Annotated in this window: 20 protein-coding genes; 10 read left to right on the top strand and 10 right to left on the bottom strand. The window is 64.1% G+C overall.

The genetic code is table 11. From position 1 onward, the window contains the following. Window positions 1-57 precede the first annotated feature (57 nt). The 8 genes from glnE to JOE27_RS14980 all read left to right on the top strand — a co-directional run bounded on the left by glnE (window position 58) and on the right by JOE27_RS14980 (window position 10,124). On the top strand, window positions 58-2,991 hold the full coding sequence (gene glnE, locus JOE27_RS15015; protein ID WP_204919103.1) for a bifunctional [glutamate--ammonia ligase]-adenylyl-L-tyrosine phosphorylase/[glutamate--ammonia-ligase] adenylyltransferase: 2,934 nt from the start codon (window positions 58-60) through the stop codon (window positions 2,989-2,991). A gap of 172 nt (window positions 2,992-3,163) precedes the next feature. After that, a complete protein-coding gene (gene waaF, locus JOE27_RS15010; RefSeq protein ID WP_119687895.1) occupies window positions 3,164-4,213 on the top strand; it encodes a lipopolysaccharide heptosyltransferase II in 1,050 nt (349 codons plus the stop codon). Beyond that, window positions 4,214-5,272 carry a lipopolysaccharide heptosyltransferase I gene (waaC, locus tag JOE27_RS15005; protein WP_046787529.1) on the top strand — a complete coding sequence of 353 codons (1,059 nt, stop codon included), beginning with the start codon at window positions 4,214-4,216 and terminating at the stop codon, window positions 5,270-5,272. It abuts the gene before it with no gap. Next, the gene (locus JOE27_RS15000) at window positions 5,272-6,396 is read left to right on the top strand and encodes a glycosyltransferase family 4 protein (RefSeq protein WP_046787530.1); all 1,125 of its coding nucleotides are present in this window, start codon (window positions 5,272-5,274) and stop codon (window positions 6,394-6,396) included. Before waaC ends, JOE27_RS15000 begins: the two co-directional genes overlap by 1 nt. Beyond that, complete coding sequence (rfaP, locus tag JOE27_RS14995; protein WP_204919100.1) at window positions 6,393-7,199, top strand: lipopolysaccharide core heptose(I) kinase RfaP; 807 nt, start codon at window positions 6,393-6,395, stop codon at window positions 7,197-7,199. The genes JOE27_RS15000 and rfaP overlap by 4 nt, the downstream gene beginning before the upstream one ends. Continuing rightward, entirely contained in the window at window positions 7,199-7,933 is a 735-nt protein-coding gene (locus JOE27_RS14990) for a lipopolysaccharide kinase InaA family protein (RefSeq protein ID WP_046787532.1), read from the top strand. The genes rfaP and JOE27_RS14990 overlap by 1 nt, the downstream gene beginning before the upstream one ends. Further along, the gene (locus JOE27_RS14985) at window positions 7,930-8,682 is read left to right on the top strand and encodes a lipopolysaccharide kinase InaA family protein (RefSeq protein WP_119687892.1); all 753 of its coding nucleotides are present in this window, start codon (window positions 7,930-7,932) and stop codon (window positions 8,680-8,682) included. Before JOE27_RS14990 ends, JOE27_RS14985 begins: the two co-directional genes overlap by 4 nt. After that, window positions 8,682-10,124, top strand: coding sequence for a lipopolysaccharide kinase InaA family protein (locus JOE27_RS14980; protein WP_119687891.1), 1,443 nt, complete (start codon window positions 8,682-8,684; stop codon window positions 10,122-10,124). Before JOE27_RS14985 ends, JOE27_RS14980 begins: the two co-directional genes overlap by 1 nt. Here the strand turns inward: JOE27_RS14980 and JOE27_RS14975 are convergent. The 8 genes from JOE27_RS14975 to JOE27_RS14940 all read right to left on the bottom strand — a co-directional run bounded on the left by JOE27_RS14975 (window position 10,085) and on the right by JOE27_RS14940 (window position 21,152). After that, window positions 10,085-12,883: a DUF6543 domain-containing protein gene (locus JOE27_RS14975; protein WP_204919096.1), complete on the bottom strand. Its 2,799-nt coding sequence runs from the start codon at window positions 12,881-12,883 to the stop codon at window positions 10,085-10,087. The genes JOE27_RS14980 and JOE27_RS14975 overlap by 40 nt on opposite strands. A 66-nt stretch (window positions 12,884-12,949) precedes the next feature. Further along, the gene (locus tag JOE27_RS14970) at window positions 12,950-13,126 is read right to left on the bottom strand and encodes a hypothetical protein (RefSeq protein ID WP_174141951.1); all 177 of its coding nucleotides are present in this window, start codon (window positions 13,124-13,126) and stop codon (window positions 12,950-12,952) included. Next, a complete protein-coding gene (locus JOE27_RS14965; RefSeq protein WP_174141950.1) occupies window positions 13,123-14,235 on the bottom strand; it encodes a PepSY-associated TM helix domain-containing protein in 1,113 nt (370 codons plus the stop codon). Before JOE27_RS14965 ends, JOE27_RS14970 begins: the two co-directional genes overlap by 4 nt. A gap of 48 nt (window positions 14,236-14,283) precedes the next feature. Continuing rightward, on the bottom strand, window positions 14,284-16,716 hold the full coding sequence (locus JOE27_RS14960) for a TonB-dependent siderophore receptor (RefSeq protein ID WP_119687888.1): 2,433 nt from the start codon (window positions 16,714-16,716) through the stop codon (window positions 14,284-14,286). Between the two features lie 160 nt (window positions 16,717-16,876). Further along, a complete protein-coding gene (locus JOE27_RS14955; protein ID WP_119687887.1) occupies window positions 16,877-17,833 on the bottom strand; it encodes a FecR family protein in 957 nt (318 codons plus the stop codon). Next, window positions 17,830-18,348, bottom strand: coding sequence for an RNA polymerase sigma factor (locus tag JOE27_RS14950; protein ID WP_115273059.1), 519 nt, complete (start codon window positions 18,346-18,348; stop codon window positions 17,830-17,832). The genes JOE27_RS14955 and JOE27_RS14950 overlap by 4 nt, the downstream gene beginning before the upstream one ends. Window positions 18,349-18,507: 159 nt before the next feature. Beyond that, a complete protein-coding gene (locus tag JOE27_RS14945; protein WP_119687886.1) occupies window positions 18,508-19,218 on the bottom strand; it encodes a 3'-5' exonuclease in 711 nt (236 codons plus the stop codon). Further along, window positions 19,215-21,152, bottom strand: a complete 1,938-nt coding sequence (locus tag JOE27_RS14940) for a putative nucleotidyltransferase substrate binding domain-containing protein (RefSeq protein ID WP_204919093.1) — start codon at window positions 21,150-21,152, stop codon at window positions 19,215-19,217. The genes JOE27_RS14945 and JOE27_RS14940 overlap by 4 nt, the downstream gene beginning before the upstream one ends. Window positions 21,153-21,337: 185 nt before the next feature. Between JOE27_RS14940 and JOE27_RS14935 the strand changes: the two genes are divergently transcribed. After that, entirely contained in the window at window positions 21,338-21,781 is a 444-nt protein-coding gene (locus JOE27_RS14935) for a response regulator (RefSeq protein WP_012316605.1), read from the top strand. A gap of 96 nt (window positions 21,782-21,877) precedes the next feature. On the opposite strand, the gene JOE27_RS14930 is transcribed toward JOE27_RS14935, so the two are convergent. Further along, the gene (locus JOE27_RS14930) at window positions 21,878-24,055 is read right to left on the bottom strand and encodes a malate synthase G (RefSeq protein ID WP_115273057.1); all 2,178 of its coding nucleotides are present in this window, start codon (window positions 24,053-24,055) and stop codon (window positions 21,878-21,880) included. Window positions 24,056-24,511: 456 nt separating this feature from the next. Between JOE27_RS14930 and JOE27_RS14925 the strand changes: the two genes are divergently transcribed. After that, window positions 24,512-25,030, top strand: coding sequence for an ACT domain-containing protein (locus tag JOE27_RS14925; RefSeq protein WP_012316603.1), 519 nt, complete (start codon window positions 24,512-24,514; stop codon window positions 25,028-25,030). Window positions 25,031-25,258: 228 nt separating this feature from the next. Here JOE27_RS14925 and rarD read toward each other — a convergent pair whose 3' ends face one another. After that, entirely contained in the window at window positions 25,259-26,146 is an 888-nt protein-coding gene (gene rarD / locus JOE27_RS14920; protein ID WP_204919090.1) for an EamA family transporter RarD, read from the bottom strand. Between the last annotated feature and the right edge of the window lie 55 nt (window positions 26,147-26,201).

The raw sequence follows: 26,201 nt of genomic DNA, 5'->3' as shown, positions 1-26,201 counted from the left end.
GCCGGTTTCCTCGTGGCCGCTTTTTACTCTCACTTTCACGCCGATCAAGGATAGACCATGCGCCTGCCTTTGCCGCTCGAACTGCCTGCCTCCCTGCAACCGCTGGTCGCCCGTAATCGGCAGTTTCTGCTCGATGCCCTGAGCAGCCACCCGGCGCTCGATCCGACCGCCTGGAGCCCGGCTCACCAGCACCAGTTCGACCAGGTGGCCGCCGCCAGCGACTTCGTGCTCGGCCTGGCCCAGCGTGAGCCGGCGATGCTGTTTGCCCTGCTGGCCAGCGGCGAGATAGACCGCCGGTATGCGCCGGGCGAGCTGCGTGGGCAGATCGCGGCAGCGGCCCAGGCGGCGTCGAGTGAAGAAGAGCTGGCACGCAACCTGCGCCGCGAGCGCAACCGCCAGCAGTTGCGCATCATCTGGCGTGATATCACCCGCCAGGCCGAACTGGGCGAGACCTGTCGCGACCTGTCCGACCTTGCTGACGCGGCGATCGACGAAGCTTATCAATGGCTGTATCCGCGCCACTGCCAGCAGTTCGGTACGCCGATCGGCAACCGCAGCGGTGAACCGCAGCATATGGTGGTGCTGGGCATGGGCAAGCTGGGGGCGGTCGAGCTCAACCTGTCATCGGATATCGACCTGATCTTCGCCTTCCCCGAAGGCGGTGAGACCGAAGGGGTCAAGCGCTCGCTGGACAATCAGGAGTTCTTCACCCGCCTGGGTCAGCGCCTGATCAAGGCGCTCGACCCGGTCACCGTCGATGGCTTCGTGTTCCGCGTCGACATGCGCCTGCGCCCCTACGGCTCGGCCGGTTCGCTGGTGCTCAGCTTCAATGCCCTGGAGCAGTACTACCAAGACCAAGGCCGCGACTGGGAACGCTACGCGATGATCAAGGCGCGGGTGGTGGCCGGCGACCAGGCAGCTGGCGCGCAACTGCAGGAGATGCTGCGCCCGTTCGTGTACCGGCGTTACCTGGATTTCTCGGCGATCGAAGCGCTGCGTACCATGAAGCAGCTGATCCAGCAGGAGGTGCGGCGCAAGGGCATGTCCGAGAACATCAAGCTCGGTGCCGGTGGCATCCGTGAAGTGGAGTTCATCGCCCAGGCCTTCCAGCTGATCCATGGCGGGCGTGACCTGAGCCTGCAGCAGCGGCCATTGCTGAAAGTGCTGGCGACCCTGGAGGGCCAAGGCTACCTGCCGCCGGCGGTGGTGGCGGAGCTGCGTGAAGGGTATGAGTTCTTGCGCTATACCGAGCATGCCATCCAGGCCATTGCCGACCGCCAGACACAGATGCTGCCTGATGACGAGACCGACCGTGAGCGCGTGGCCTATATGCTCGGCTTTAGCGGCTGGCAGAGCTTCCACGACCAGTTGATGCACTGGCGCGGCCGTGTCGATTGGCACTTCCGCCAGGTCATCGCCGACCCGGATGAAGATGAAGGCGAGGGTGACCTGGTGGTTGGCGGCGAGTGGTCGCCCTTGTGGGAGCAGGCGCAGGATGAGGAAGCCGCCGGCCGCCAGCTGGAAGAGGCCGGTTTCAAGCAACCCGCCGAAGCCTTGCGCAGATTGGCGGGGCTGCGTGCCAGCCCCCAGTTGCGCTCGATGCAGCGTATCGGCCGTGAGCGCCTGGATGCCTTCATCCCACGCCTGCTGGCCCAGGCGGTGGAGCATGACAACCCGGACCTGGTGCTGGAACGTGTACTGCCGCTGGTCGAAGCTGTGGCGCGGCGGTCGGCCTACCTGGTGCTGCTGACTGAAAACCCGGGGGCCTTGCGCCGCCTGCTGACCCTGTGTGCCGCCAGCCCGTGGATCGCCGAGCAGATCGCCCGTTACCCATTGCTGCTCGATGAGTTGCTCAATGAAGGCCGCCTGTTCAGCCCGCCGCTGGCGCCGGAGCTGGCCGCCGAGCTGCGCGAGCGGCTGACGCGCATCCCCGAGGACGATCTTGAACAACAGATGGAGGCCTTGCGCCACTTCAAGCTGGCCCACAGCCTGCGCGTGGCAGCCTCCGAAATCAGCGGCAACCTGCCGTTGATGAAAGTCAGTGATTACCTGACCTGGCTGGCCGAAGCCATTCTCGACCAGGTGCTGGCCCTGGCCTGGCGCCAGACCGTGGCGCGCCACGGCCAGCCCAAGCGCAGCGACGGCAGCCTGTGCGACCCGGGGTTCATCATCCTCGGCTACGGCAAGGTGGGTGGCCTGGAACTGGGCCACGGCTCGGACCTGGACCTGGTGTTCATCCACGACGGCGACCCGCAGGCGGAAACCGATGGCGCCAAGCCGATCGACAGCGCGCAGTTCTTCACGCGCCTGGGCCAGCGCATCATCCATTTGCTGACCACGCAAACCAACTCCGGCCAGCTGTATGACGTCGACATGCGTTTGCGGCCTTCGGGCGCGGCGGGGCTGCTGGTCAGCTCGCTGGGCGCGTTCGAGCGCTACCAGCAGAACGAAGCCTGGACCTGGGAGCATCAGGCCCTGGTGCGCGCCCGCGTGCTGGTGGGCTGCAAGCAGGTGGCGGCAGCGTTCGAGGGTGTGCGCGCCAAGGTTCTGGGCCAGGCCCGCGACCTGGACAAGCTGCGCAGCGAGGTCAGCGAAATGCGCGCCAAGATGCGCGACAACCTCGGCACCAAGGCCACCGTCGCGGGCACCGCGGCCAATGCCTTCGATGCCGGCGTGGCGTTCGATATCAAGCAGGATGCCGGCGGTATCGTCGATATCGAATTTATGGTGCAATACGCCGCTTTGGCCTGGTCCCACGACCATCCGGCCATACTGCGCTGGACCGATAACATTCGCATTCTGGAAGAGCTGGAGCAGGCGGGCTTGATGCCGGCCAGCGATGCGGTGTTGTTGCGTGAAGTGTACAAGGCGTTTCGCTCAGCCTCGCACCGCCAGGCCCTGCAGAAGCAGGCCGGGGTGATCGATGCGGCGCAGTTTGCCGATGAGCGTCGCGAGGTGCGGCGGATCTGGGGTGAATTGGGATTGGCATGAGATTGTTGGGGCTGCTATGCGGCCCTTTCGCGGCGCAAGGCCGCTCCACAGGGGCCTAAAGGCCGATGTTCCACCACCGGTGTTACACTGTCCGCCACATAGCCTGAATATAAAGAGGGGAGGCCAGGCTGTACCGCAGCCTGCAGCCTCCCCGAGTTTTTCTGGACTAAGCATGAGAATACTGATCATTGGCCCCAGCTGGGTCGGCGACATGGTGATGGCGCAAACCTTGTTCCAGTGCCTGAAACAGCAGCACCCCGACTGCGTGATCGATGTGCTGGCACCCGAGTGGAGCCGGCCGATCCTTGAGCGCATGCCCCAAGTGCGTCAGGCCTTGAGCTTCCCGCTCGGCCATGGCGCGCTGGAACTGGCTACGCGCCGGCGCATCGGCAAGTCCCTGGCCGGCCAGTACGACCAGGCGTTCCTGCTGCCCAACTCGCTGAAGTCGGCGTTGGTGCCGTTCTTTGCCGGCATTCCCAAACGCACCGGCTGGCGTGGCGAAATGCGCTTCGGCCTGCTCAACGATGTGCGCAAGCTGGACAAGGCGCGTTACCCACTGATGATCGAGCGCTTCATGGCACTGGCCTATGCGCCGGGTGCCGAGCTGCCGCAGCCTTATCCGCGGCCTGAGCTGCAGATCCAGGCGCCGAGCCGTGAGGCCGCGCTGGCCAAGTTCGGCCTGGAGCTGGACCGCCCGGTGCTTGCGCTGTGCCCAGGTGCCGAGTTCGGTGAAGCCAAGCGCTGGCCGGCAGAGCACTACGCCAGCGTTGCCGACGCCATGATTCGCCAGGGCTGGCAGGTGTGGCTGTTCGGCTCGAAGAACGATCACCCGGTCGGCGAGCAGATCCGCGACCGGCTGATCCCGGGCCTGCGTGAAGAATCTTATAACCTGGCGGGCGAAACCTCGCTGGCCGAGGCGATCGACCTCATGTCCTGTGCCAACGCGGTGGTGTCCAACGACTCCGGGCTGATGCACGTGGCGGCGGCGTTGAACCGCCCGCTGGTTGCCGTCTATGGTTCGACTTCGCCGGGCTTTACCCCGCCGTTGGCCGAGCAGGTCGAGATCGTGCGCACCGGCATCGAGTGCAGCCCATGCTTCGACCGCACCTGCCGCTTCGGCCACTACAACTGCCTGCGTCTGCTGGAGCCTGGCAAAGTCATCGCCGCCCTGCACAGCCTGGGTGGGCCGAACCTGATCGATACCGTGGCCGAGGTCGAGTAAGTGCGGGTACTGATCATCAAGACCTCGTCGCTGGGTGATGTGATCCACACCCTGCCGGCGCTCACCGATGCCGCCCATGCGATCCCGGGCATCCGCTTCGACTGGGTGGTGGAAGAAGGCTTCGCCGAGATCCCCAGCTGGCACCCGGCGGTCGACCAGGTGATACCGGTGGCCATCCGGCGCTGGCGCAAGAATGTCTGGCAGACCATCAAGAGCGGCGAGTGGAAGGCGTTCAAGCAACGCGTGCGCGAGCGCAAGTACGACCTGGTGATCGATGCCCAGGGGTTGGTCAAGTCGGCCTGGCTGACCCGCTACGTCAAGGCGCCGGTGGCCGGCCTGGACCGTTACTCGGCGCGTGAAGGCTTGGCCAGCCGCTTCTATGACCGGCGCCTTTCGGTCGCCGTCGGCCAGCATGCGGTAGAGCGCGTGCGCCAGCTGTTCGCCATGGCGCTGGCCTATGACCTGCCCGAAGGCATCGGCAACTACGGCCTGGACCTGGAGCGCCTGCAACTGCCCCCGGCGGCGCCGTATGTGGTGTTTCTGCACGGCACTACCTGGGCGACCAAGCACTGGCCCGAGGCCTACTGGCGAGAGCTGGCTGAGCGGCTGGGCCGCAGCAGGCTGCAGGTATGCCTGCCATGGGGCAACCAGGCCGAGAAAGACCGCGCCGAGCGTATTGCCCAAGGCTTGAACAACTGCCAGGTGCTCCCCAGATTGAACCTTGCCGGCGTCGCCCGCGTGCTGGCGGCGGCAAAGGCCTGTGTGGCGGTGGACACAGGGCTGGGCCACTTGGCCGCAGCGCTGGATGTGCCGACCATTTCGCTGTTCGGCCCGACCAACCCGGGCCTGACTGGCGCCTATGGCCGTGTGCAGGTACACCAGGCCAGCGATTTCCCCTGTGCACCGTGCCTGCAGAAAAAGTGCACCTACAAACCGAGCGCCGACGACCTGCGCCGGTTCGATCTCAAACGCGAGTGGCCATTGTGCTTCACTCGCCTGAATCCAGAGCATGTGGCGAGCCGCTTGAGCGCGTTGCTGCTGGCTGAGGATGTCCGTTGATGCAACTGGCTTTCGTGCTTTACAAATATTTCCCCTTCGGCGGGCTGCAGCGCGATTTCATGCGCATTGCCCTGGAATGCCAGAAGCGGGGCCACCAGATCCGTGTCTACACGCTGATCTGGGAAGGCGACATTCCGCCCGGTTTCGAAGTGCTGGTGGCGCCGGTCAAGGCGCTGTTCAATCACCGTCGCAACGAAAAACTCACTGCCTGGATGGAAGCCGATCTGGCCAAGCGCCCGGTAGACCGGTTGATCGGCTTCAACAAGATGCCGGGCCTGGACGTGTATTACGCGGCCGACGCCTGTTTCGAGGACAAGGCCCAGACCTTGCGTGGCGGCCTTTACCGCCGCTGGGGCCGCTACCGGCACTTTGCCGAGTACGAGCGGGCTGTGTTCGCCAAGGATGCGCGCACTGAGATATTGATGATTTCAGAGGTGCAGCAACCGCTGTTCATCAAGCATTACGGCACCCCTGTCGAGCGCTTTCACCTGTTGCCCCCCGGCATTTCCCAGGACCGCCGCGCACCGGCCAATGCCGCCGAGATCCGCGCGGAGTTTCGCAAGGAGTTCAACCTGGGCGATGACGACCTGCTGCTGGTACAGATCGGCTCGGGCTTCAAGACCAAGGGCCTCGACCGCAGCCTCAAGGCCCTGGCCGCGCTGCCAGCGTCTCTGCGCAAGCGCACCCGGCTGATGGTCATCGGCCAGGACGACCCCAAGGTGTTCCAGCTGCAGAGCGCAGCTTTGGGCCTGGGCGAACAGGTGCAGTTCCTCAAGGGCCGCAGTGATATCCCGCGCTTCCTGCTGGGTGCCGACCTGCTGATCCACCCGGCCTACAACGAGAACACCGGTACGGTGTTGCTCGAGGCGCTGGTGGCTGGCTTGCCGGTGCTGGTTTCCAAAGTTTGCGGCTACGCCCATTACATTGCCGAGGCCGACAGCGGCCTGGTGCTGGACGAGCCGTTCGAGCAGGAACAGCTCAACGGCTACCTGCAGCGCATGCTCGAAGCGCCAGAGGCGCGTGCCGAGTGGTCGCGCAACGGGCTGGCCTTTGCCGAAACCGCCGACCTTTACAGCATGCCGCAGCACGCTGCCGACGTGATTCTGGGGCAGGAGAGCGCATGAAGCTGATCCTGGCCGAACCGTTCAAGCGCCTGTGGGCCGGGCGTGATGCCTTTGATGCCGTGGAAGCCCTGCAAGGCGAGGTGTACCGAGAGCTGGAAGGCCGCCGCACGCTGCGCACCGAGGTCGATGGCGAAGGTTTCTTCGTCAAGATCCACCGTGGCATCGGCTGGGGCGAAATCTTCAAGAACCTGCTCACCGCCAAGCTTCCGGTGCTGGGTGCCGGGCAGGAATGGCGGGCCATCGAGCGCCTGCATGAAGTCGGCGTGCCGACCATGACTGCAGTGGCCTATGGCGAGCGTGGCAGCAACCCGGCCAAGCAGCACTCGTTCATCGTCACCGAAGAACTGGCGCCGACCATCAGCCTGGAAGACTTCAGCATTGACTGGGTCAAGCAGCCGCCTGAGCCGGCGCTCAAGCGCGCGCTGATCGCCGAAGTGGCGAAGATGACCGGCGGCATGCACCGCGCCGGGGTCAACCACCGTGACTGCTACATCTGCCACTTTCTGCTGCACACCGACCGCCCGGTGACGGCGCAAGACTTCAAATTGTCGGTAATCGACCTGCACCGCGCCCAGACCCGGGCGACAATCAGCCGCCGCTGGCGGAACAAGGACCTGGCCGCGCTGTACTTCTCGGCGCTGGATATCGGCCTGACCCGGCGCGACAAGCTGCGTTTCCTGCGCGGTTACTTCCAACGCCCGCTGCGTCAGATCCTCAGCGAGGAGGCCGCGCTGCTGGCCTGGCTCGATCGCAAGGCGCAGAAACTTTACGATCGCAAACAACGCTATGGGGACGCACTCTGATGGCGGGCTGGACACTGGCGCCAGGCTACGAACACCTGGCGGCGGACTTCGGCAGCCTTGATGCGGTGTTTGCCCTGCAGGGTGAACGCCTGACCCGTGACCCGCTCAGCGAGGTGGTCCGCGTCGAGCGTGGCGGGGTCAACTATTACGTCAAGCGGTACACCGGTGCCGGCAAGCACATGCGCCGTTACCTGGGCCGGCCGCGCATCAAGGCCGAATGGCAGAACCTCAAGCAGTTCGCCAAATGGGACATCCCGACCGCTGAAGTTGTGGCCTGGGGCCTGGAGCGCAATGGCCTGGCATTTGGCCGCGGCGCGATGATCACCCGCGAGCTACCGCGCACCGAAGACCTGTCGGTGCTGGCTGAGCGCAATGATCCGCGCCTGGCTGATCGTGCCTGGGTCGACCACATCAGCCGACAGCTGGCGCGCCATACCCGCGTCATGCACGAACACCGTTTCGCCCACAACGACCTCAAGTGGCGCAACCTGTTGGTCGATGACCAGGGCACGCTATTCTTCATCGACTGCCCGACCGGTGACTTCTGGCGCGGCTTCATGTGGCGCCACCGGCTGATCAAGGACCTGGCATGCCTGGACAAGGTCGCCAAATACCACCTGACGGCGACCCAGCGCCTGCGCTTCTATTTACAGTACCGCGGGCGCCAGCGCCTGAATGCGCGCGACAAGCGCCGGGTCCGTCAGGTACTGAGCTTCTTCGAGGGAAGGGAATGACCGATTACCTGGCCAGCGCGGACCTCGCGCTGCTCAAACGCCATGGCCTGAATGACTTCGAAGCGCTGTGGGCGCTGCAACTCGATGCCGTGGACGAACCCAATACCGGCCGTGGCGGCTGGAGCAGCGTCTATCGCCTGGAGCTCGAAGGCAAAGGGTATTACCTCAAGCGCCAGAGCGACTACCTGACCCGCACCTTGCATCGCCCATTTGGCGAGCCGACCTTCGCCCGTGAGTTCCGCAACATCAGCCGTTACCAGAAGCTGCATATCCCGGCCCTGCAGGCGGTGTTTTACGGTGAGCGCAAGCACGCAGGCCAGCACCGGGCGATACTGCTGACACGTGCCCTGGATGACTGGAGCGACCTGGAAAGCCTGCTGGGCCAGTGGCCGCAGCTCAGTGACCCTGAGCGCAACGGCATCCTCCAGGCCTGTGGCCAGCTGGCGCGCACGCTGCACAGCGCCGGCCAGGTGCACGGCTGCTTCTACCCCAAGCACATCTTCCTGCGCCAACGCCGCGAAGGCTGGGACGCGCAATTGATCGACCTGGAGAAGACCCGGCCGCTGTTGTTCGGCATGCGTGACCGCCTGAAGGATCTGGAGCCGCTGCTGCGCCGTGCCCGCGCCTGGAACGAGGTGAACGTGCGCGCGCTGCTTGCCACCTATCTTGCCCAGCCGGCCGACAGCGTGCTGGTTGGCACCTGGTTGCAACGCCTGACGCAACGCCGTCGTGAAAAAGAGGCCCGCTGATGCGTTTGTCTGAATTGAAAGATGCCGGGCGCAGCCCTTCACTGCCGCTCTCGGTAAGTTTGGCCGACGCCGCTGGCGACGCCGAACTGCAGTTGCTCAGCCTGCTGCGCGTATTGCCGGGCCAGCGCTATGTCGGTGCCGGTGTGTGGCGCGGTACGCCGGTGTTGGCCAAGTTGCTGGTAGGCGGCAATGCTGCGCGCCATTTTCAGCGTGAGCTGGAGGGTGTGAAGTTGCTGGCCGAACAGGGCCTGACAACGCCAAAGCTGCTTGCCGACGGGCTCAAGGAAGGTGAGGGTGGCTGGCTGCTGTTCGAGTTCCTCGACGGCGCCGAAAGCCTGGCCGATGCCTGGGACAAGGTGGCGAACCTGCCGGTGCTGGCCGACGAACAGCACCTGGTGCTGGGCGAAGCCCTGACCGCAGTGGCGCAGATGCACGCCAAGGGCCTCTGGCAGGAAGATTTGCACCTGGACAACCTGTTGCGCCACGGCGGCAAGCTGTACCTGATCGATGGCGCCGGCATCAAGGCCGAAACGCCGGGCCAGCAACTGTCGCGCCCGCGTGTGCTGGAAAACCTCGGGGTGTTCTTCGCTCAGTTGCCCAAGCGCCTGGAGCCATTCATCGAAGAGCTGCTGGTGCATTACCTGTTGGCCAATGCCGAGCACGCGTTGCCGATGGAAGCGTTGCAGAAACAGGTGGACAAGGTGCGCACCTGGCGCCTCAAGGATTACCTGGAGAAGGCCGGCCGCGAGTGCACGCTGTTCAGCGTCGAGCGCAGCCTTTCGGGCTTGCGGGCGATTCGCCGTGGCGAAGTCCAGGCCATGCTGCCGGTACTGGAACAGGCCGATACGCTGATCGACCAGGGCCACCTGTACAAGACAGGGGGCGCGGCCAGCGTGGCGCGTGTCGAGGTGGGTGGGCGCTCACTGGTACTCAAGCGCTACAACATCAAGAACACCGCGCACTGGTTCAAGCGGTTCTGGCGCCCGAGCCGGGCCTGGCACTCCTGGATTGAAGGCCACCGCCTGGAGTTCCTGGGCATCGCCACGCCGCGCCCGTTGGCGGTGCTGGAGCAGCGCGTCATGGGCCTGCGCAGCCGGGCGTACCTGGTCACTGAACATGTCGATGGCCCGGACCTGACCGCGTGCTTCGCGCCTTATGTGGAAAGCGGCGAGGTGCCTGAAGAGCAAGTCGATGCCTTGGTGGAGCTGATGCAGCAACTGATCCGCGAGCGTATCAGCCATGGCGACTTCAAGGGCCACAACCTGTTCTGGCACGACGGCCAATGGTCATTGATCGACCTCGACGCCATGTGCCAGCACGCCACCGGGCTCAGCTTTGCCCCGGCCTACGCCCGTGATCGGGCGCGGCTGCTGCGCAACTGGCCGAGCAGCAGTGCCTTGCATCAGCGGCTCGACCGGTTGTTGCCACGGCTCGGCGAGTAGTCATCCGGCAGCGCCAGCCAATCGCTGCTGCGCCCTGCCTGGCGCACGCGGATGCGCCACTGCCGGTCTTGCCAGCGCAGGATCGCCCACGGCACCACGCCGGCTTCCCGGGCGTGCGGAATCAACAGGTGGTAGCGCCCGGCGAGCAGGTGCGCGCGAACTGGCAGTTGCCCGGCAGGGGTTTGCAGATAAAGCTGGTCGTCTGCCCGACACAGCCCTGCCAGCGTGCCCACCGCCTCACCCGCCAACGGCGGCTGCAGGCGGCAGCTGGCCAACAACTGCGGCAGATCGGGCAAGCCGTCGTACCACAGCACCGGTGAGTCGATGACCCAGTTGCCATTGGCCAGGCGTTTGACCGGCTGCTGCAGGTAAGCGTCCGGTTGGGTCGGGTCGATGACCCGCCAACGGTGGCCGTCGAATGCGACCTTGTAATACCGGCCGTGGGCGTCCTGGATGAAATACTGAGTCAGCCCTTCGAACGTTGATGCTTTCTCGAACACGCCTTCGCCGTGTACACCGTCAATGGCGTAGCGCAGGTGTTCTAGCGCAGGCGTGATGCTGTAGCGCGAGGGCAGTGGCAACGGTGGTTGCGTTGGCATGCCACGCATTATCCGGCGCATCAGGCCGGTGCTGACGACGCTGGTACCGGCGTCGTTGGCATAGCTCAGGGCGTTGTAGGTATGGGTCAGCACGCCGTTGATATCATCCTCGCTGAAGGCTTCCAGACCATCCCAGGTTTCGATCACCATTCGTCCCAGGGCCAGGGGAACCTGTACAGGGGCAGGCAGCCCCAGGCTGATCAGGTCGAGCAGGCGCCATACCAGATCGATGCCCTGCTGAAGATCTGCCTCCCCGGTGGTGCGGCTCTGGGCATCGACCACTGCCAACCAGCCTCGCACCTCTGCCATGTAGTAGGCGAAGAACAGCTCTTCCTCAATTGCCGGGGTGTGCAGTGCGGTGCCGAGCCGGCCCTTGCTGAGTAGTTTATCGATGCGTACAGGTGCCAGCAGGGGCAGGCGGCTCGCCACGTAGGCGCGCAGGGCGGGTTGTTTGCGCAGCAACCGCATCAGTTCGCGGGCATTGCTCAGCCCGCGCCAGGCGCGGCGGTCGGGTGCGTCCGGTGTGTACAGGATGAAAGCGCCTGTGCCGGAGCCTTCGGCATTGATCAGCAGAACGCCTTGCAGGGTATGGCCATGGATTGTCAATTGGCGCACGGTGATGCGCTGGTTGTCCACCGGCGGGCGGAGCGCGTTGTGCGGGTAGTCCAGTACCTGCCGTACCCAACGGTAGCCTTGTTCACCCAAGGCGCGAAGGTGCCCGGCATAACGCGCCTTGGCTGCCTCGGCGCGCATGCGGGCTCGGTTGATCAGGGCATGGGCATTGAGCCTCCAGCCCCCGACCGGGGAGTCGATCAACTGGGTTTTCAGGTAGGCATGATAGCTGCCGCCGACATTCAGGTGCCTGATCATCGCTTTGATGTAGGCCGGGTTCAGCGTTTCGGGTAATGGCTTGTCGTGACCGTGTGTTACACGGGCGGTGAGCCAATAGTCGTAGTCGAACCAGTTCAGGTTGCGCAATGCCAGCTCGTGCAGCGGGTAGCTCTCCCGGGTCAGCTCGACCAACTGCCCACCGACGCGCTCGAAACCTCGCCAGGTGACGTAGCTCGATGGGTTGAAGGGGTTCAGCTGCGGACCTGCCTGACGGCTGTGCACCACATGTACCATGATGTCGGCGGCTGCGTAGCGCAGGCCATGATCGTGGCGCAGGCGTTCCTCTACGCGCGCGCGGGCCCAGCCCTGCAAGCTGCGCTGCTCGCGGAACTGCGCCAGGGTGAGGATGCCTGGCGCGGCGATGCGATTGCCGGCGGCGACCAGTTGTTGCATGGTCTGCATGATGTGCGTAAGCGCCTGGGGCCCTGCCGTGCTCAACCAGTTGGGCAGGTTTTTTTCCAGCAGCAGGCCGTAGCGCGTGTCGAGCAACGCTTGTTTGCCGACTTCGGCTTCCAGTGACAGGGCATTGTGCAGCGCCTCGGCGGCGGGTGCCAGGGCGCCATGGGCGCTTGCCCAGGCGTGGTTGACACGCAGGCGCTGCGCTTCGATCAGGGTGTCGACCTGGGCTTGCACCGGGTCATCGGCATACCATTCGTAGCGCAGGCGGTCGGCCTTGGCGGCGTTCTCTATACGTTCGGCATCGACCAGCAGGCGCAGCAGTGGCGGGCCCTGCAGCGGGTCGTCGAGGCGCTCGCACAGCTCAAGGTGCAAGCCGGCCAGCGAGGCGTAGGCTTCGATGCCTTGGGTCAGGCCGCACAGCAACGCTGGCCCGCGGGCATGCTCCGGGGTGAGTTCGGCAGCCTCGTCGTTACCGGTGATGACCACGAACATGCCTGGCAGCACCGCTCGGCTGTGGGGCTGGCTACGGCTGAGGACCAGGCGGTACACCTGGGCACGTGTGGCCATCGCTTGGGGCCGGCGTTGCCAGGCGTTGGGCAGGTCCAGGCACAGGCTCAGGGCATCGGCCTGGGGGGCGGGCAAGGTCCGGTCGCCCTGGCGCAGGGTCAACTCGGCATGCATCAGGGCGCGGCGCAGATCGCACAGGCGGACCCTGCGCGAGCGGCCCTGGGGGTCGCAGGCTGCCCAGTATTCAGCCAGTTCGCCTTGTAGCTGCTGACGGGTGAGTCCCGGCCGGTCGGGGCTTGGCAATTGTGCCAGCAGGGCGATGATCTGTTGGTCGACGAATTCGATACGTTCCAGCGGTAGCATGTTGCGCTCCTTCGGTCAGGGAGGCGCAACGGTAGGGCCCAGGGCAAGGACCGAAGCGGTAGCCGGTTATCGCCGGCACAACCCGCGCAGGCTGAGGATGACGGGCACGCCCAGGCCCAGCCAGGCCAGGGCATCCCACGCACCGTCACCCAGCAAGGCGGCAAACAGGCCGGCGGCACCGAGCAGGCCGATGGCGGCCGGCCAGGTAAAGATGCGCAGGGTCGGTTGCGATTTGTGGCTCATGCCCGCGCCTCCCGGGGTTTGCGCTGTTTGCCCCACCATAGGTAAAGGCCGCTGCCGAGCACGATGATGGTCAACACATCGAGCACTGCCCAGAGGATCTGCATCGGGCGCCCGCCGTAATCGCCAAAGTGCAGTGGCTGCGAGAGGCCCATGGCGTCCATGTACCAGGGGCGTTCGCCCACTGCCGTCACCTGCAGGCTGCGCGCATCGATCAGCACGGGCGTGAGCAGGTGCGATGTCAGGTGGGTGGCGCCTTTCATGAACACGGCGTAGTGGTGCTCGCTGGAGAACCGCGTGCCGGGGAAGGCGATGAAGTCCGGGCGCATGCCGGGTGCGGCCTGCTCGGCGATGTCCAGCAGGCGGCTGGCCGGTGCACGCTCGGTGAGTGGCGGGGCGTCACGGTAGGGCGCGACCATTGCGGCCAGGCTGTCGTTGCGCCAGGCGGCGATGACCAGGTCGGACAGGGCGCTGATGACCCCGGTTACACCGACGGTCAGCGCCCAGGCCAGTGTCACCACCCCGATCAGGTTGTGCAGGTCGAGCCAGCGCAGGCGGCGGGATTTTTCGTGGCGCACCGTGGCGAATTGCAGGCGGCGCATGAACGGTGCGTAGAGCACTGTGCCGGAGATGATCGCGATAACGAACAGCACACCCATGAACGCCAGCAGCAGCTTGCCGGGCAGCCCGGCGAACATGTCGACGTGCAGGCGCAGCATGATCATCATGAAACCGCCGTTGGCGGCCGGCATGGCGACGGCTTCGCCGGTGCGGGCGTCGAGCATGAAGGTGTGTGACGAATTGGGTTCGGTGCCGGCAGTGGCAGCGGTGATCGCCACCACGCCGTTGCGTTCGTCTTCGTCATAGCCGAAGTACTGCATCACCTCGCCGGGACGATGCTGCTCGGCCTTGAGCACCAGCTGTTGCAGGTCCAGGTGTGGGGTGCCTGCAGGCATCTCGCGCAGCTTTGGTGCGTCACCGAGCAGGTGTTCGATTTCGTGGTGGAAGATCAGCGGCAGGCCGGTGAGGGCCAGCAACAGCAGGAACAGGGTGCAGACCAGGCTGCTCCAGGTGTGAATCACGGACCAGCGGCGGATGGTTTGGCTTTTCATCACGGTACCGAAATTTCTCATGGGGGCCGCTTAGCGGCCCCTGGGTACTCAGAACTTGTAGCTGGCGCTGGCGACGACGCTGCGCTCGTCACCGTAGTAGCAGTAGAAACTGTCACAGGTGGAGATGTAGTCCTTGTTGAACACGTTGGTCGCGTTGACCGCTACCGATGCGCCCTTCAAGCTGGTGCTCAGGCGCCCCAGGTCGTAGTGCACGGAGGCATCGAACACGGTGTACGCATCGGCCTTGCCCAGCCAGGTGTTGCCCTGGTCGCCATAGGTATTTCCGGTGTAGCGCGCGCCGGCGCCGATGCCGAAGCCGTCGAGCACGCCGGTGTGCCAGGTGTAATCGGCCCACAGCGAGGCCTGCTGGTTAGGCATCAGCTGCAGGCGGTTACCTTTGTAGATGCCGTCCTGCACTTCGGATTTGGCCAAGGTGTAGGCCGCAGTCACCTTCAGGTTTTCGGTGACGTCGGAGACGGCTTCCAACTCCAGGCCACGAACCTTCACTTCGCCGGTCTGGCTAGTGACGGTCACACCGCCCTCGTTGTTGGTGACCGAGACGTTTTTCTGGGTCAGGTCATACACGGCTGCGGACAACAGGGTGTTGGAGCCCGGTGGCTGGTATTTGATGCCCAGCTCCCACTGCTTGCCTTCGGTCGGCTTGAAAGACTCCGTGGCGGATGCGGCAGCATTGCTGACCGGCTGGAACGACTCGGCATACGAAAGGTAAGGCACGAAGCCCGAGTCGAAGACGTAGCTGATGGCCGCGTTGCCGCTGAATTTCTTGTCTCTCTGGGTGTTGGTGGCATCGCCCTGGTTCAGGAACCTGGTGCTGGTATGCACCCAGTCTTCACGACCGCCCAGCGTCAGGCGCCAGTTGCCCAACGCCATCTGGTCCTGAACATACAGGCCGGTCTGGCGGGTTTTCTGGTTGTAGTCATAGAACGCCGTGGAGCGATCCGGGCGTGTGATTGGCAGCCCGTAGACCGGGTTGATGACGTTGCTGTCAGGCACGTTGAAGCCGAAGATCGACAGGTAGTTGGTGTTGACGCGTTGGTGGTCCAGGCCGATCAGCAGGGTGTGGCTGATGTCCCCAGTGGTGAAGTCAGCCTGAAAGTTGTTATCCACTGCGAATTGGCTGATGTCTTCATCGGTGTTGGTGGACATACGGCTGACGGTACCGTCGTCCTGCACCGGAGGATTGGTTGTGTTGTAGCTGCCAGGGGTGATGGTCTGAAAGGACAGGTCAGTCTTGGTATAGCGAAGGTTCTGGCGGAACTGCCACACATCGTTGATCCGGTGCTCGAAGGCGTAGCCCAGCGCGTAGTAGGTACGGTCGTAGAACTCGTAGTCCGGATCCCCCAGGTTTTTGTGGTGGGAGATCTTACCGAATGGCATGTCGATCTTGGTGCCCTGGATGGGGCGGAACTGGCTGGTAGCGCCTGTATCGTCGCGGGTGAACTGGGTCAGCAGGGTCAGTGACGTGTCGTCGTCGATGTTCCAGGTCAGGCTTGGGGCAATGTTGTAGCGTTTGTCGTCTATATGGTCGATCTGCGTTCCGCCATCGCGAATCACGCCACTGACGCCGTACAGGAACTGCCCTTGGTCATCGATTTTGCCGGTGCTGGCGAAGTTGATCTGGCGGTGGTTGTCGCTGCCGTACTGCACTTCGATTTCGTTAGCGCTTTCGGCCTGCGGACGGCGGCTGACCATGTCCAGCAGGCCGCCGGGTGGGGTCTGGCCATAGAGTGAGGATGCCGGGCCACGCAGTAATGCGAGGCGGTCCAGGTTCCAGGTTTCGGCTTTCGGGTTAGCGTAAACGCCACGGGGCAGCGGCAGGCCGTCGAGGAACTGAGTCGGTTCGAAGCCCCTCACGCGCATCCAGTCATAGCGCGTGTCGCTGCCGAAACTGGCCGAAACGATGCCGGGCATGTAGCGCACCGCATCATCCAGGCTGTGGACGCCGCGGTCGCTCATCTGCTGACGGGTGGCGACGGAGATCGACCGAGGAATTTCGACCAGCGCGGTATCTGTCTTGGTGCCCGCGGCGCTGCGTTTGGCCAGGTAGCCCTCAACCGGGCCCCAGGCGCTTTCGTACGATGCATTGGCATTGATCGCGGTCTCGGGCAACGCCAGAGTGCCATCAGGAACAGCCACCAGGCTGTAGCTGCCGACAGTGCTCTGCTGCAGCTGCAGGCCGGTACCGAGCAGGGCGGCCTGCAGGGCGCCGAGGCCGTCGTACTGGCCGTTGACCGGCGCCGAGTTTCGGCCGCTGACCAGTGCCGGGTCAATGGCCAGGGCGATGCCCGACTGGCTGGCGATCTGGTTCAGGGTGGTGGCCAGCGGGGCGCTGGGCAGGTCGTAGGCACGCTGTGCGGACTGCTCGGCGGCGAACAGGGCAGGGCTGGCCAACGGGGCAGCCAGGGCGATGGCCAAGGCCATCAGGCTGGGGCGCAGGATACGATCAACGGCACGGGACATGCAGCGGTTCCTCGACGGATAAGTGCTAATTGCTTCCTTGCCGAGCGAGATTTCAGAAGTGACAGGGGTATCTGGAAAAAAAGTGGAAATGGTTTGTATTTGTACGCAGCCAGCTTAGGCCTCATCGCCGGCAAGCCGGCCCCACGGGGGCGCTTTGGTGCTACTTGGGCACCACGCTCAACCACCACTGGGTATGTCGCTCGATCTTCACCGGCAACGCGGGGACCAGCGAAGCGAGGGCCAGGTCGGTATCGGTCAGCGGGAAGCTCCCCGTCACGCGCAGGTCGGCCACTTCATCGGCCACGCCCAGGTGGCCGCTACGGTATTGGCCCAGCTGCGCTACCAGGTCGGCCAGGCGGATGTTGTCCACCACCAGCATGCCGCGGGTCCAGGCATCCGCACCGGCTTGCACGGGTGCGATGCGGCCCAGGCCATTGGCGTTCATGAGCACCTGCTGACCCTCGCGCAGTACCTGCTCGTCGCCACTGTTGAGCGGCTGCGCTGCGACCGAGGACTGCAACACCTCCAGGCGGGTACCGTTATTTTCGCGACGCACCAGAAAGCGCGTGCCCAAGGGGCGCAGGCGGCCATCGTCGGTGCGCACCAGCAACGGGCGAGGGTCCTGGTGGCCGGTCTCCACCGAAATTTCACCCTGGTGCAGCACCAGTACACGCTGCTCGCCTTCGTAGTCGATGTCGACCGCGGTATGAGTGTTCAGGCTCAGCAGCGTGCCGTCCTCCAGGCGCAGGGTCCGCAGTTCGCCGGTGGCGGTGCGCTGATCGGCCAGCCAGTAGCTTGCCGATAGCGATGGCGCGCCAACCCAGGCCAACAGTGAGCCGAGCAGGAACATGCCAGCCAGGCCGCCGCCCACCTTGGCCACCCGCCGGCGCAACCCTGCGCGCGATTGCTGCAGGGCCTGGCGCGCGGGGCCGGCTGCGGCACTGACCCGCTGATCGAGGGTGCCCAACTGGCGCCAGGCGCGAGCGTGTTCCTCGCTGGCGGCATGCCAGCGCATGAACTCGCTGCGTTCGTCGGGCGTACCGGTACCGTCGTCCAGGCTCAGTTTCCAGGCGATGGCAGCTTCAAGGACCCCGGCAGAAACCGGTGAGTTGTTCACGTCGGCTCCCCATACAGGGCCACATAGCACTGGCGCATGCCTTGGGCGATGTACTGGCGCACCCGCGATACCGATACGCCCAGGCGCTCGGCGATTTCGGCGTGGCTCATGCCGTCCAGGCGATTGTGCAGGAACGCCGTGCGTGCCTTGCTCGACAGCTTGCCGAGCAGGCGGTCGATGGCCTTGAGGTCTTCGAGGATCAGGTGCTGGAGTTCCGGGGAGGGCTGCTCGGCTTCCGGCAAGCGGGCCAGTTCGGCCAGGTAGGCCTGCTCCAGGGCTGCGCGGCGAAAGTGGTCGAACATCAGCCCCTTGGCCACTGCGGCCAGGAAAGCGCGCGGCTCACGGGGGGTGTCCAGTTGTTCGCGCCCGAGCAGGCGCACGAAGGTGTCCTGGCTCAGGTCTTCGGCACGCTGGCGGCAGGCCATGCTGCGTTGCAGCCAGGCAAGCAGCCAGCTGCGATGGTCGCGGTACAGCGCACCGACCAGTTCGGCGTGTGGGCTCTGAGCAGAAGACAAGCAGTGTCCCCCCCGGAACGAATGCGTTAACTAACGATAATTATTCGCGATTGTTGCAGAGGCGGGGGGCGCGGCGCAATGGACGCTTATCGGGTTGCCACTGTCATGGTGGGCGCGGTGCCCGATATCACAGGTGCAGCCCCTTCAAAGGGTATGTTTCTAAAGCCCATGCCCCTGCACATTGCGCCGCCGCCACCCGCGCAAGCGCTGCTCCAGCTGCAATGGGCTGTCCAGCTGCTGGCGACGGGCCTGGCTGAACAGGATCAACGCCAGTTCAGCGGTGACTTGGGCATCGGCGCTGGCGTGGTGGCGCTCATCCACCTGCAGCCCGAAGCGCGCCACCCAGTCATCCAGCCCTGCTTCGCGCAGTACCGTGTCAGGGTTGAGCATGGGCGCCAGTTCAGCAACATCGAGGAAGGGCTGTTGCAGGCGATGCCCAAGGGTTTCTTTCAATGCCCGAGCCAGCATGCGCTGGTCGAACGGTGCATGGAACGCCAGCACCGGGCTGTCACCGATGAACTCGAGCAGGTCGAGCAACGCCTCGGCCGGGTCGCTGCCTGCGGCCAGGGCGCTCGGGCCCAGGCCATGGATGAGTACACTGGCGTTGGTTTTCTGGGCCGGGCGGTGCAGGGTACGCTCGAACTGCTGGGAGAAGTCGATGGCGCCGTCTTCGATGGCTACGGCACCGATCGACAGCACCTGGTCGCGGTTGGGGTTCAGACCGCTGGTCTCAAGGTCCAGCACCACCCAGCGCTGCTCACGCAGCGAGCACACGCCCAGCGGTGCGGGTTTTGGCAGGCGCGACAGGCGTTGATGCAGTGCACCGTCCAGGGCCGGCGCGGCAGGGCGCAGCCAGGCGAACAGGCTCATAGCTGGTACCGCAGGGCCAGGCTGCTTTGCAGGCGCTGCGCCTGGCGCAGGGACTCACGCAGGATGCGCCGGTCCAGATGGTTGAGGCTGTCCGGATCGAGGCGGTTGGAGTACGGCTGATTGTCGCGGGTCTGGCGCTGGTGCTGCTGCATGCGCGTTTGCTGGATGAAATGGTAGGCCTCTTCGTAGGCCGCGCCGTCGAGCGCCTCGATAACGCCTTTGTCGACCAGCTGGCGCAGGCGCTCCAAGGTGTTGCAGGCGCCGATGCCATTGGCCAGGGCCAGCAGCCGCGCACCATCGACGAAGGGTGTCAGGCCCTGGACCTTGAGGTCCAGGGTAGCGGCCTTGTCGTTGCCTTGGCGGGTCAGGACGAATTCGCGCAGGCGGCCTACCGGAGGCCGCTGACGCAAGGCGTTATCGGCCATCATGCGCTGGAAAATGCGGTTCTCGGCTACTTGTTCCAGCATGCTTTGGCGCAGCTGTTCGCAACCCTGTTCGTCGCCCCAGACCACACGCAGGTCGAAATAGATGCTCGAGCCGAGCAGGTTCTCTGGGCTGGCTTCACGGATGAAGCCGGCGAAGCGCCGTGCCCATTCAGTGCGCGACAGGCACAGCTCGGGGTTGCCTGCCATGACGTTACCCTTGCACAGGGTGAAGCCGCATTGGGCCAGGCATTGGTTGATGTAGTGGGCCAGAGGTAGCAGGCGGGCGCGAATGGCTTCGGCTTCGCTGCTGTCAGCTGCCTCGAACAGGATGCCGTTGTCCTGGTCGGTATGCAGGGTCTGTTCACGGCGCCCTTCGCTGCCAAAGCACAGCCAGCTGAACGGCACCCCAGGGTCGCCGCGTTCGGCCAGAGCCAGTTCGATTACCCGGCAGACAGTGTGGTCGTTGAGCAGGGTGATGATCTGGGTAATCTGGGTCGAGGAGGCGCCGTGGGCGAGCATGCGCTCCACCAGCTGGCCGATCTCGCCACGCAGCGCCACCAGCGAGTCCAGGCGCGGTGCATGGCGGATGGTACGGGCCAGGTGCACGAGGTCGACCCGTTGCAGGGAAAACAGGTCGCGCTCCGAGACCACGCCGCACAGGCGCTGGTTGTCCACCAGGCAAACATGGGCAATGTGTCGCTCGGTCATGGCCATGGCCGCGTCGAAGGCGCTGGCCTGCGGGCTGAGGTAGAAGGGTTTGACGGTCATGTGCCGTTCGATGGCGGCACCGAGGTCGGCATCGACAGTAGCCACCACTTGGCGCAGGTCACGCAGGGTGAAGATGCCCACCGGGTAACGCTGCGCATCGACCACCACGATGCTGCCGACCTGCTGGTCGTGCATCGACCGCACGGCGTCGCGCAGCGGCGTGTCCGGGGTGCAGACCACCGGGTGACGCATGGCCAGTTCACCCAGCGGGGTGTTCAGTGAGTATTGGGTGCCGAGTGTTTCCACCGCTCGTTGGCGCACCTGCTGGTTGACCTGGTCAAGCAGGCTGCTGACACCGCGCAGCGCAAAATCCCGAAACACATCCGACAGGGAAAACACACGGATGAAGGCGGCTTTGTTCAATTGCAGGCAGAACGTGTCCTCGCCCGCCAGGTGCTCGGTGCGGGTAGCGCGCTCGCCGAGCAGGGCGGCCAGCGGGAAGCACTCGCCGCTGGTGATCTCGAAGGTGGTTTCCACGCCGGGCTTGACCAGGTGCTGGCGCTCACCGATCACGCGCCCCTGTTTGACGATGTAGAAGTGCTCCACCGGGCCGTCAGCGGGTTTGATGATGCTTTCCCCGCTGGCGTAGAAACGCAACTGGCACTGTTCCACCAGGAACGCCAGGTGGCTGTGTTCCATTTGGTTGAACGGCGGGAAACGCTGCAAAAACTGCAGGGTGCCCTGAATGTTCTGCAGAACGGCAGTTCTGCCCGCCTGGCTGTAGGCGTCGTTTTTGCTCATGACACTGACCGTATCGCTACGCCGAACTATATATATCTATATATAGGTGCGGCCTTGTTGTTCTCGGTCCCCATGGTCGGCTGACGGCCGTGCGGTGCCCATTGGACGTAAGTCTATGAGCGTAGTGTGATCAATATCGCAAGCTGCGGTCTTACCGGTGAGCAAGACTATTTGATGAGACGACCATGGTTGAGCATGACGACATCCTGAGTGACGCCGAACGTGAGGCACTGGCCGGGTTGAGTGCACCTGTTGCGCCCAGGCCGGTGGTATTGGTGGTTGATGACAACCCGGTGAACAGTGAGGCCCTGTGCCTTTACCTGAAGAGCAGGGGGATCGACTGCATGCAGGCCGATGGTGCTCAGGAGGCGATGTTCAAACTGCATTACGAACCGCGCATCGCCCTGATGATCACCGACCTGCGCATGCAGCCCAAGGATGGCCTGGAGCTTATCCGGCAGATTCGTGAGTCGGAACGGGCGGCGTTGTCGATCATCGTGGTGTCAGGCGACACCGATGTGAAGGAGGCGGTGGATGTGATGCACCTGGGGGTGGTGGATTTTTTGCTGAAGCCGGTGGATCTGGGGAAACTGCTGGGGTTGGTGAAGAAAGAATTGAAGCTTGAGTGAGCGGGATTGGGGCTGCTTTGCAGCCCTTTCGCGACACAAGGCCGCTCCTACAGGGGAATGCGATCCTCCTGTAACTGATGGAGCGGCCCCGGTGTCTTACAGCCCGTTACGCGCCTTGAACTCGCGGCGGCGACGGTGCAGTACCGGCTCGGTATAACCGTTCGGTTGCTTGGCACCCTCGATTACCAGTTCCACTGCAGCCTGGAATGCCACGTTGTCGTCGAAGTTCGGCGCCATCGGGCGGTACAGGGCGTCACCGGCGTTCTGCTTGTCGACCACGGCGGCCATGCGCTGGAGGCTTTCCAGCACCTGCTCCTGGGTAACCACGCCATGGCGCAGCCAGTTGGCCAGCAGCTGGGCCGAGATACGCAGGGTAGCGCGGTCTTCCATCAGGCCCACATCGTTGATGTCCGGCACTTTGGAGCAACCCACGCCCTGGTCGATCCAGCGAACCACATAGCCGAGGATGCCCTGGGCGTTGTTGTCCAGCTCGTTGCGGATCTCTTCGGCCGACCAGTTGGTGTCAGCTGCCAGCGGGATGGTCAGGATGTCGTCGACCGAGGCCGGGGCGCGGCTGGCCAGCTCGCGCTGACGCGCCTGCACGTCGACTTTATGGTAGTGCAGGGCGTGCAGGGTGGCGGCGGTCGGCGACGGTACCCAGGCGGTGTTGGCACCGGCCAGCGGGTGAGCGATCTTCTGCTCGAGCATGGCAGCCATCAGGTCCGGCATGGCCCACATGCCTTTGCCGATCTGCGCACGCCCTTGCAGGCCGGTGGCAAGGCCGACGTCGACGTTGTTGTTCTCGTAGGCACCGATCCACTTTTCGTTCTTCATGGCGCCCTTGCGCACCACGGCGCCGGCCTCCATCGAGGTGTGGATTTCGTCACCGGTTCGGTCGAGGAAGCCAGTGTTGATGAACACCACACGCTCGGCTGCCGACTTGATGCAGGCCTTGAGGTTGACCGTGGTACGGCGCTCCTCGTCCATGATGCCGACCTTGACGGTGTTGCGCGGCATGCCCAGCAGGTCTTCGACGCGGCTGAAGATCTCGGCGGCGAACGCCACTTCTTCAGGGCCGTGCATCTTCGGTTTGACGATGTAGACGCTACCGGTACGGGTGTTCTTGCGGCTGGTGTTGCCGTTGAGGTTGTGCAGGGCGATCAGGTTGGTGAACAGCCCGTCCTGGATGCCTTCGGGAATCTCGTTGCCTTGGGCATCGAGAATTGCCGGGTTGGTCATCAGGTGGCCCACGTTGCGCACGAACAGCAGCGAACGACCGTGAAGGGTCACGGTGCCGCCATTGGGCGCTGCGTACTCGCGGTCCGGGTTCATGGTGCGGGTGAAAGTCTTGCCGCCTTTGCTGACGCTCTCGGCCAGGTCGCCTTTCATCAGGCCCAGCCAGTTGCGGTAGACGATGACCTTGTCGTCGGCATCGACGGCAGCGACCGAGTCTTCACAGTCCATGATGGTGGTCAGCGCCGATTCCATCAGGATGTCTTTGACACCGGCGGCGTCGGTGCTGCCGACCGGGGTGCTGGCATCGACCTGGATTTCGAAGTGCAGGCCATTGTGCTTGAGCAGCACGGCGGTTGGCGCGGCGGCATCGCCGTGGAAGCCGATCAGCTGGGCGTCGTCACGCAGGCCGCTGTTGCTGCCGCCCTTGAGGGCAACGACCAGCTTGCCGCCTTCGATGCGGTAAGCGGTGGAGTCGACGTGCGAGCCAGCGGCCAGCGGCGCGGCTTCGTCGAGGAAGGCGCGGGCGAAGGCGATGACCTTGTTGCCACGGACCTTGTTGTAGCCCTGGCCTTTTTCGGCGCCGCCTTCATCGCTGATGGCATCGGTGCCGTACAGTGCGTCGTACAGCGAGCCCCAGCGGGCGTTGGCGGCGTTCAGGGCAAAGCGGGCGTTCATCACCGGCACGACCAGCTGTGGGCCGGCCATGTGGGCGATCTCTTCGTCCACGTTCTGGGTGGTGGCCTGGAAATCGTCGGCTTGTGGCAGCAGATAGCCGATTTCCTGAAGGAAGCTTTTATAGGCGACGGCGTCGTGTGCCTGGCCTTTGCGTGCCTGGTGCCAGGCGTCGATCTTGGCTTGCAGCTCGTCGCGCTTGGCGAGCAGGGCTTTGTTCTTTGGGGCGAGGTCGTTGATGATCTTTTCTGCCCCGGCCCAGAACGCATCGGCCTTGACGCCGGTTCCAGGGATCGCTTCGTTGTTGACGAAGTCGTACAGGGCCTTGGCGACCTGAAGGCCACCGACTTGAACGTATCCAGTCATTGCTTGCCTCACCTTTGCTCAGCTATTTCGCTTTCGCTCTTCTGTATTAAGCCTGTAGCGCTTCTCTAAACACGGCACCAGTACATGCTCTCACCACTCACGAGAGCGGCTGGGTGCGGCTCGCCAGAAAGGCTGGCGGGCGGTTGGCGTATTTTCACAGGCGCCTTGGCAGACATCGTAACGACGTTTTGTAGTCCGCGCCGAGGCATACTACATGAAGCAGCAGGCCGGTGAACATCAGACTAAAAGCGTCGCTCCGCGACCGATTGGTCGCGGAGGGTCACGCTGGGAGTGGCTATGTTCGCAAAAAACCGGTGGATTGTTCCAGATAAATCTTGAAACAGTACACGATTAGTTCGGCAGACCGTCCTGCGGCAGGTTGCCGCGCCTTGCCTATACTGAACCAATCCCCCCGTATTCTCGCCGCTGCAGGCGGCACGACGCAGAGGAAGCCCTGTGGATCATCTTGTACTGACCGTGATTGCTCCTGACAAGGCCGGCCAGGTCGAACGGATTGCCCAGTGCATCGCCGACCACAACGGTAACTGGCTGGAGAGCCGTATGTCGCGTATGGCCGGGCAGTTCGCCGGCATCCTGCGGGTCGCGGTGCCGGCAGAGAGCTACGATGAGCTGGTGAAATCACTTCAGGCCCTGGGGCAGTACGATATCCGTGTGCTGATCGCAGAAAGCGGCATCGAGCCTTCCTGTACCTGGAAGCCGATCGCGATGGAGTTGGTGGGTAATGATCGCCCAGGCATCGTACGTGATATCACCCGCTTGCTCGCTGACCAAGGGGTGAACCTTGAGCGCTTCACCACCGAAGTGCGCCCGGCGCCGATGAGCAGCGAGCCGTTGTTCCATGCCGATGCCTTGCTGGCGCTGCCATTGACCTTGTCGCTGGATGATCTGCAGCAAAAGCTGGAGAGCCTCGCGGATGACTTGATGGTGGAGTTGAAATTGCGGCCCCAGGATTGAGCCGAGGCGGTAGCAGGTTATCCCGATTAACCGGGGACGGCCCTGTGGATAACCTGGGGGCGCTCCTCGCTAGCCCAGAGACGGCGAGCTCTCCCGCTGTTTGGTCAAAAAACAGCCACTAATCAATGGCTTGTGCACAAAGCACGGGGACGAGGGTGTGGATAACCTCTGGAGATGTTCTGCCAGGCCACGGCCGGCGTGGCCTGCAGAGTTTTGATCGTTTTTTGATCAGGCGCGCTTGCGCAGGTTCAGCCAGGCATCGACGCTGTAGAGCGCCAGGCCAGCCCAGATGCACAAGAAAGCCATCAGGCTGCTGGAAGACAGGTGCTCGTCAAATAGCAGTACCGCTTGCAGCAGCACCAGGGTCGGCGCCAGATACTGCAGGAAGCCCAGGGTGGTGTAGGGCAAGTGCCGCGCAGCGGCGTTGAAGCACACCAGCGGTATCAGCGTTACCGGCCCGGCTGCGATCAGCCATAGCGCTTCGCTGCTGGTATAGAAACCGCCTTGTGCACTCATCGCGGCAGGGTGCAGCAGCAGCCAGCCAAGCGCCAGGGGCACCAGCATCCAGGTTTCCACCACCAGGCCGGGCAGCGCCGCCACCGGTGCCTGCTTGCGGATCAGGCCGTAGAAGCCAAACGTCAGCGCCAGTACCAATGACACCCAAGGCAGGCTACCGACTTGCCACACCTGTTGCGCCACACCTACTGCGGCCATGCCCACTGCCAGCCATTGCAGGCGGCGCAGGCGCTCACCCAGCAAAAGCATGCCCAGCAGCACGTTCACCAGCGGGTTGATGTAGTAGCCCAGGCTGGCCTCGAGCATGCGCCCGTTGTTGACCGACCATACGTAGGTCAGCCAGTTGCCGGCAATCAGGGCGCCACTGAGGGCAAGAATGGCCAGGCGGCGGGGGTTGTCGCGCAGCTCGCGCCACCACCCTGGGTGCTTCCACACCAACAGCAGCAGCGAACCGAACAAAGCAGACCAGAGCACCCGGTGCACGATGATCTCAACCGCCGGGACACTTTGTATGGCTTTGAAATAGAGGGGGAACAAGCCCCAGATGATGTAGGCCGAGAGGCCAAGAATGTACCCGCGACGCGGGTTTGCGGCGTGCATGCAGAATCCTTGCTTAGGTAGCTAAATACAGCGACGCCTATTGTAGACAGACCTT

This window comes from Pseudomonas sp. M5, from assembly GCF_016907075.1.
Taxonomy (GTDB): domain Bacteria; phylum Pseudomonadota; class Gammaproteobacteria; order Pseudomonadales; family Pseudomonadaceae; genus Aquipseudomonas; species Aquipseudomonas putida_E.
This window is presented reverse-complemented; position numbering and strand designations above follow the sequence as displayed.

Coding starts and splice junctions, on each gene's coding strand:
- glnE (WP_204919103.1), top strand. CDS start 58: ATGCGCCTGCCTTTGCCGCTCGAACTGCCTGCCTCCCTGCAACCGCTG.
- waaF (WP_119687895.1), top strand. CDS start 3,164: ATGAGAATACTGATCATTGGCCCCAGCTGGGTCGGCGACATGGTGATG.
- JOE27_RS15000 (WP_046787530.1), top strand. CDS start 5,272: ATGCAACTGGCTTTCGTGCTTTACAAATATTTCCCCTTCGGCGGGCTG.
- rfaP (WP_204919100.1), top strand. CDS start 6,393: ATGAAGCTGATCCTGGCCGAACCGTTCAAGCGCCTGTGGGCCGGGCGT.
- JOE27_RS14990 (WP_046787532.1), top strand. CDS start 7,199: ATGGCGGGCTGGACACTGGCGCCAGGCTACGAACACCTGGCGGCGGAC.
- JOE27_RS14985 (WP_119687892.1), top strand. CDS start 7,930: ATGACCGATTACCTGGCCAGCGCGGACCTCGCGCTGCTCAAACGCCAT.
- JOE27_RS14980 (WP_119687891.1), top strand. CDS start 8,682: ATGCGTTTGTCTGAATTGAAAGATGCCGGGCGCAGCCCTTCACTGCCG.
- JOE27_RS14975 (WP_204919096.1), bottom strand. CDS start 12,883: ATGCTACCGCTGGAACGTATCGAATTCGTCGACCAACAGATCATCGCC.
- JOE27_RS14970 (WP_174141951.1), bottom strand. CDS start 13,126: ATGAGCCACAAATCGCAACCGACCCTGCGCATCTTTACCTGGCCGGCC.
- JOE27_RS14965 (WP_174141950.1), bottom strand. CDS start 14,235: ATGAAAAGCCAAACCATCCGCCGCTGGTCCGTGATTCACACCTGGAGC.
- JOE27_RS14960 (WP_119687888.1), bottom strand. CDS start 16,716: ATGTCCCGTGCCGTTGATCGTATCCTGCGCCCCAGCCTGATGGCCTTG.
- JOE27_RS14945 (WP_119687886.1), bottom strand. CDS start 19,218: ATGAGCCTGTTCGCCTGGCTGCGCCCTGCCGCGCCGGCCCTGGACGGT.
- JOE27_RS14940 (WP_204919093.1), bottom strand. CDS start 21,152: ATGAGCAAAAACGACGCCTACAGCCAGGCGGGCAGAACTGCCGTTCTG.
- JOE27_RS14935 (WP_012316605.1), top strand. CDS start 21,338: ATGGTTGAGCATGACGACATCCTGAGTGACGCCGAACGTGAGGCACTG.
- JOE27_RS14930 (WP_115273057.1), bottom strand. CDS start 24,055: ATGACTGGATACGTTCAAGTCGGTGGCCTTCAGGTCGCCAAGGCCCTG.
- rarD (WP_204919090.1), bottom strand. CDS start 26,146: ATGCACGCCGCAAACCCGCGTCGCGGGTACATTCTTGGCCTCTCGGCC.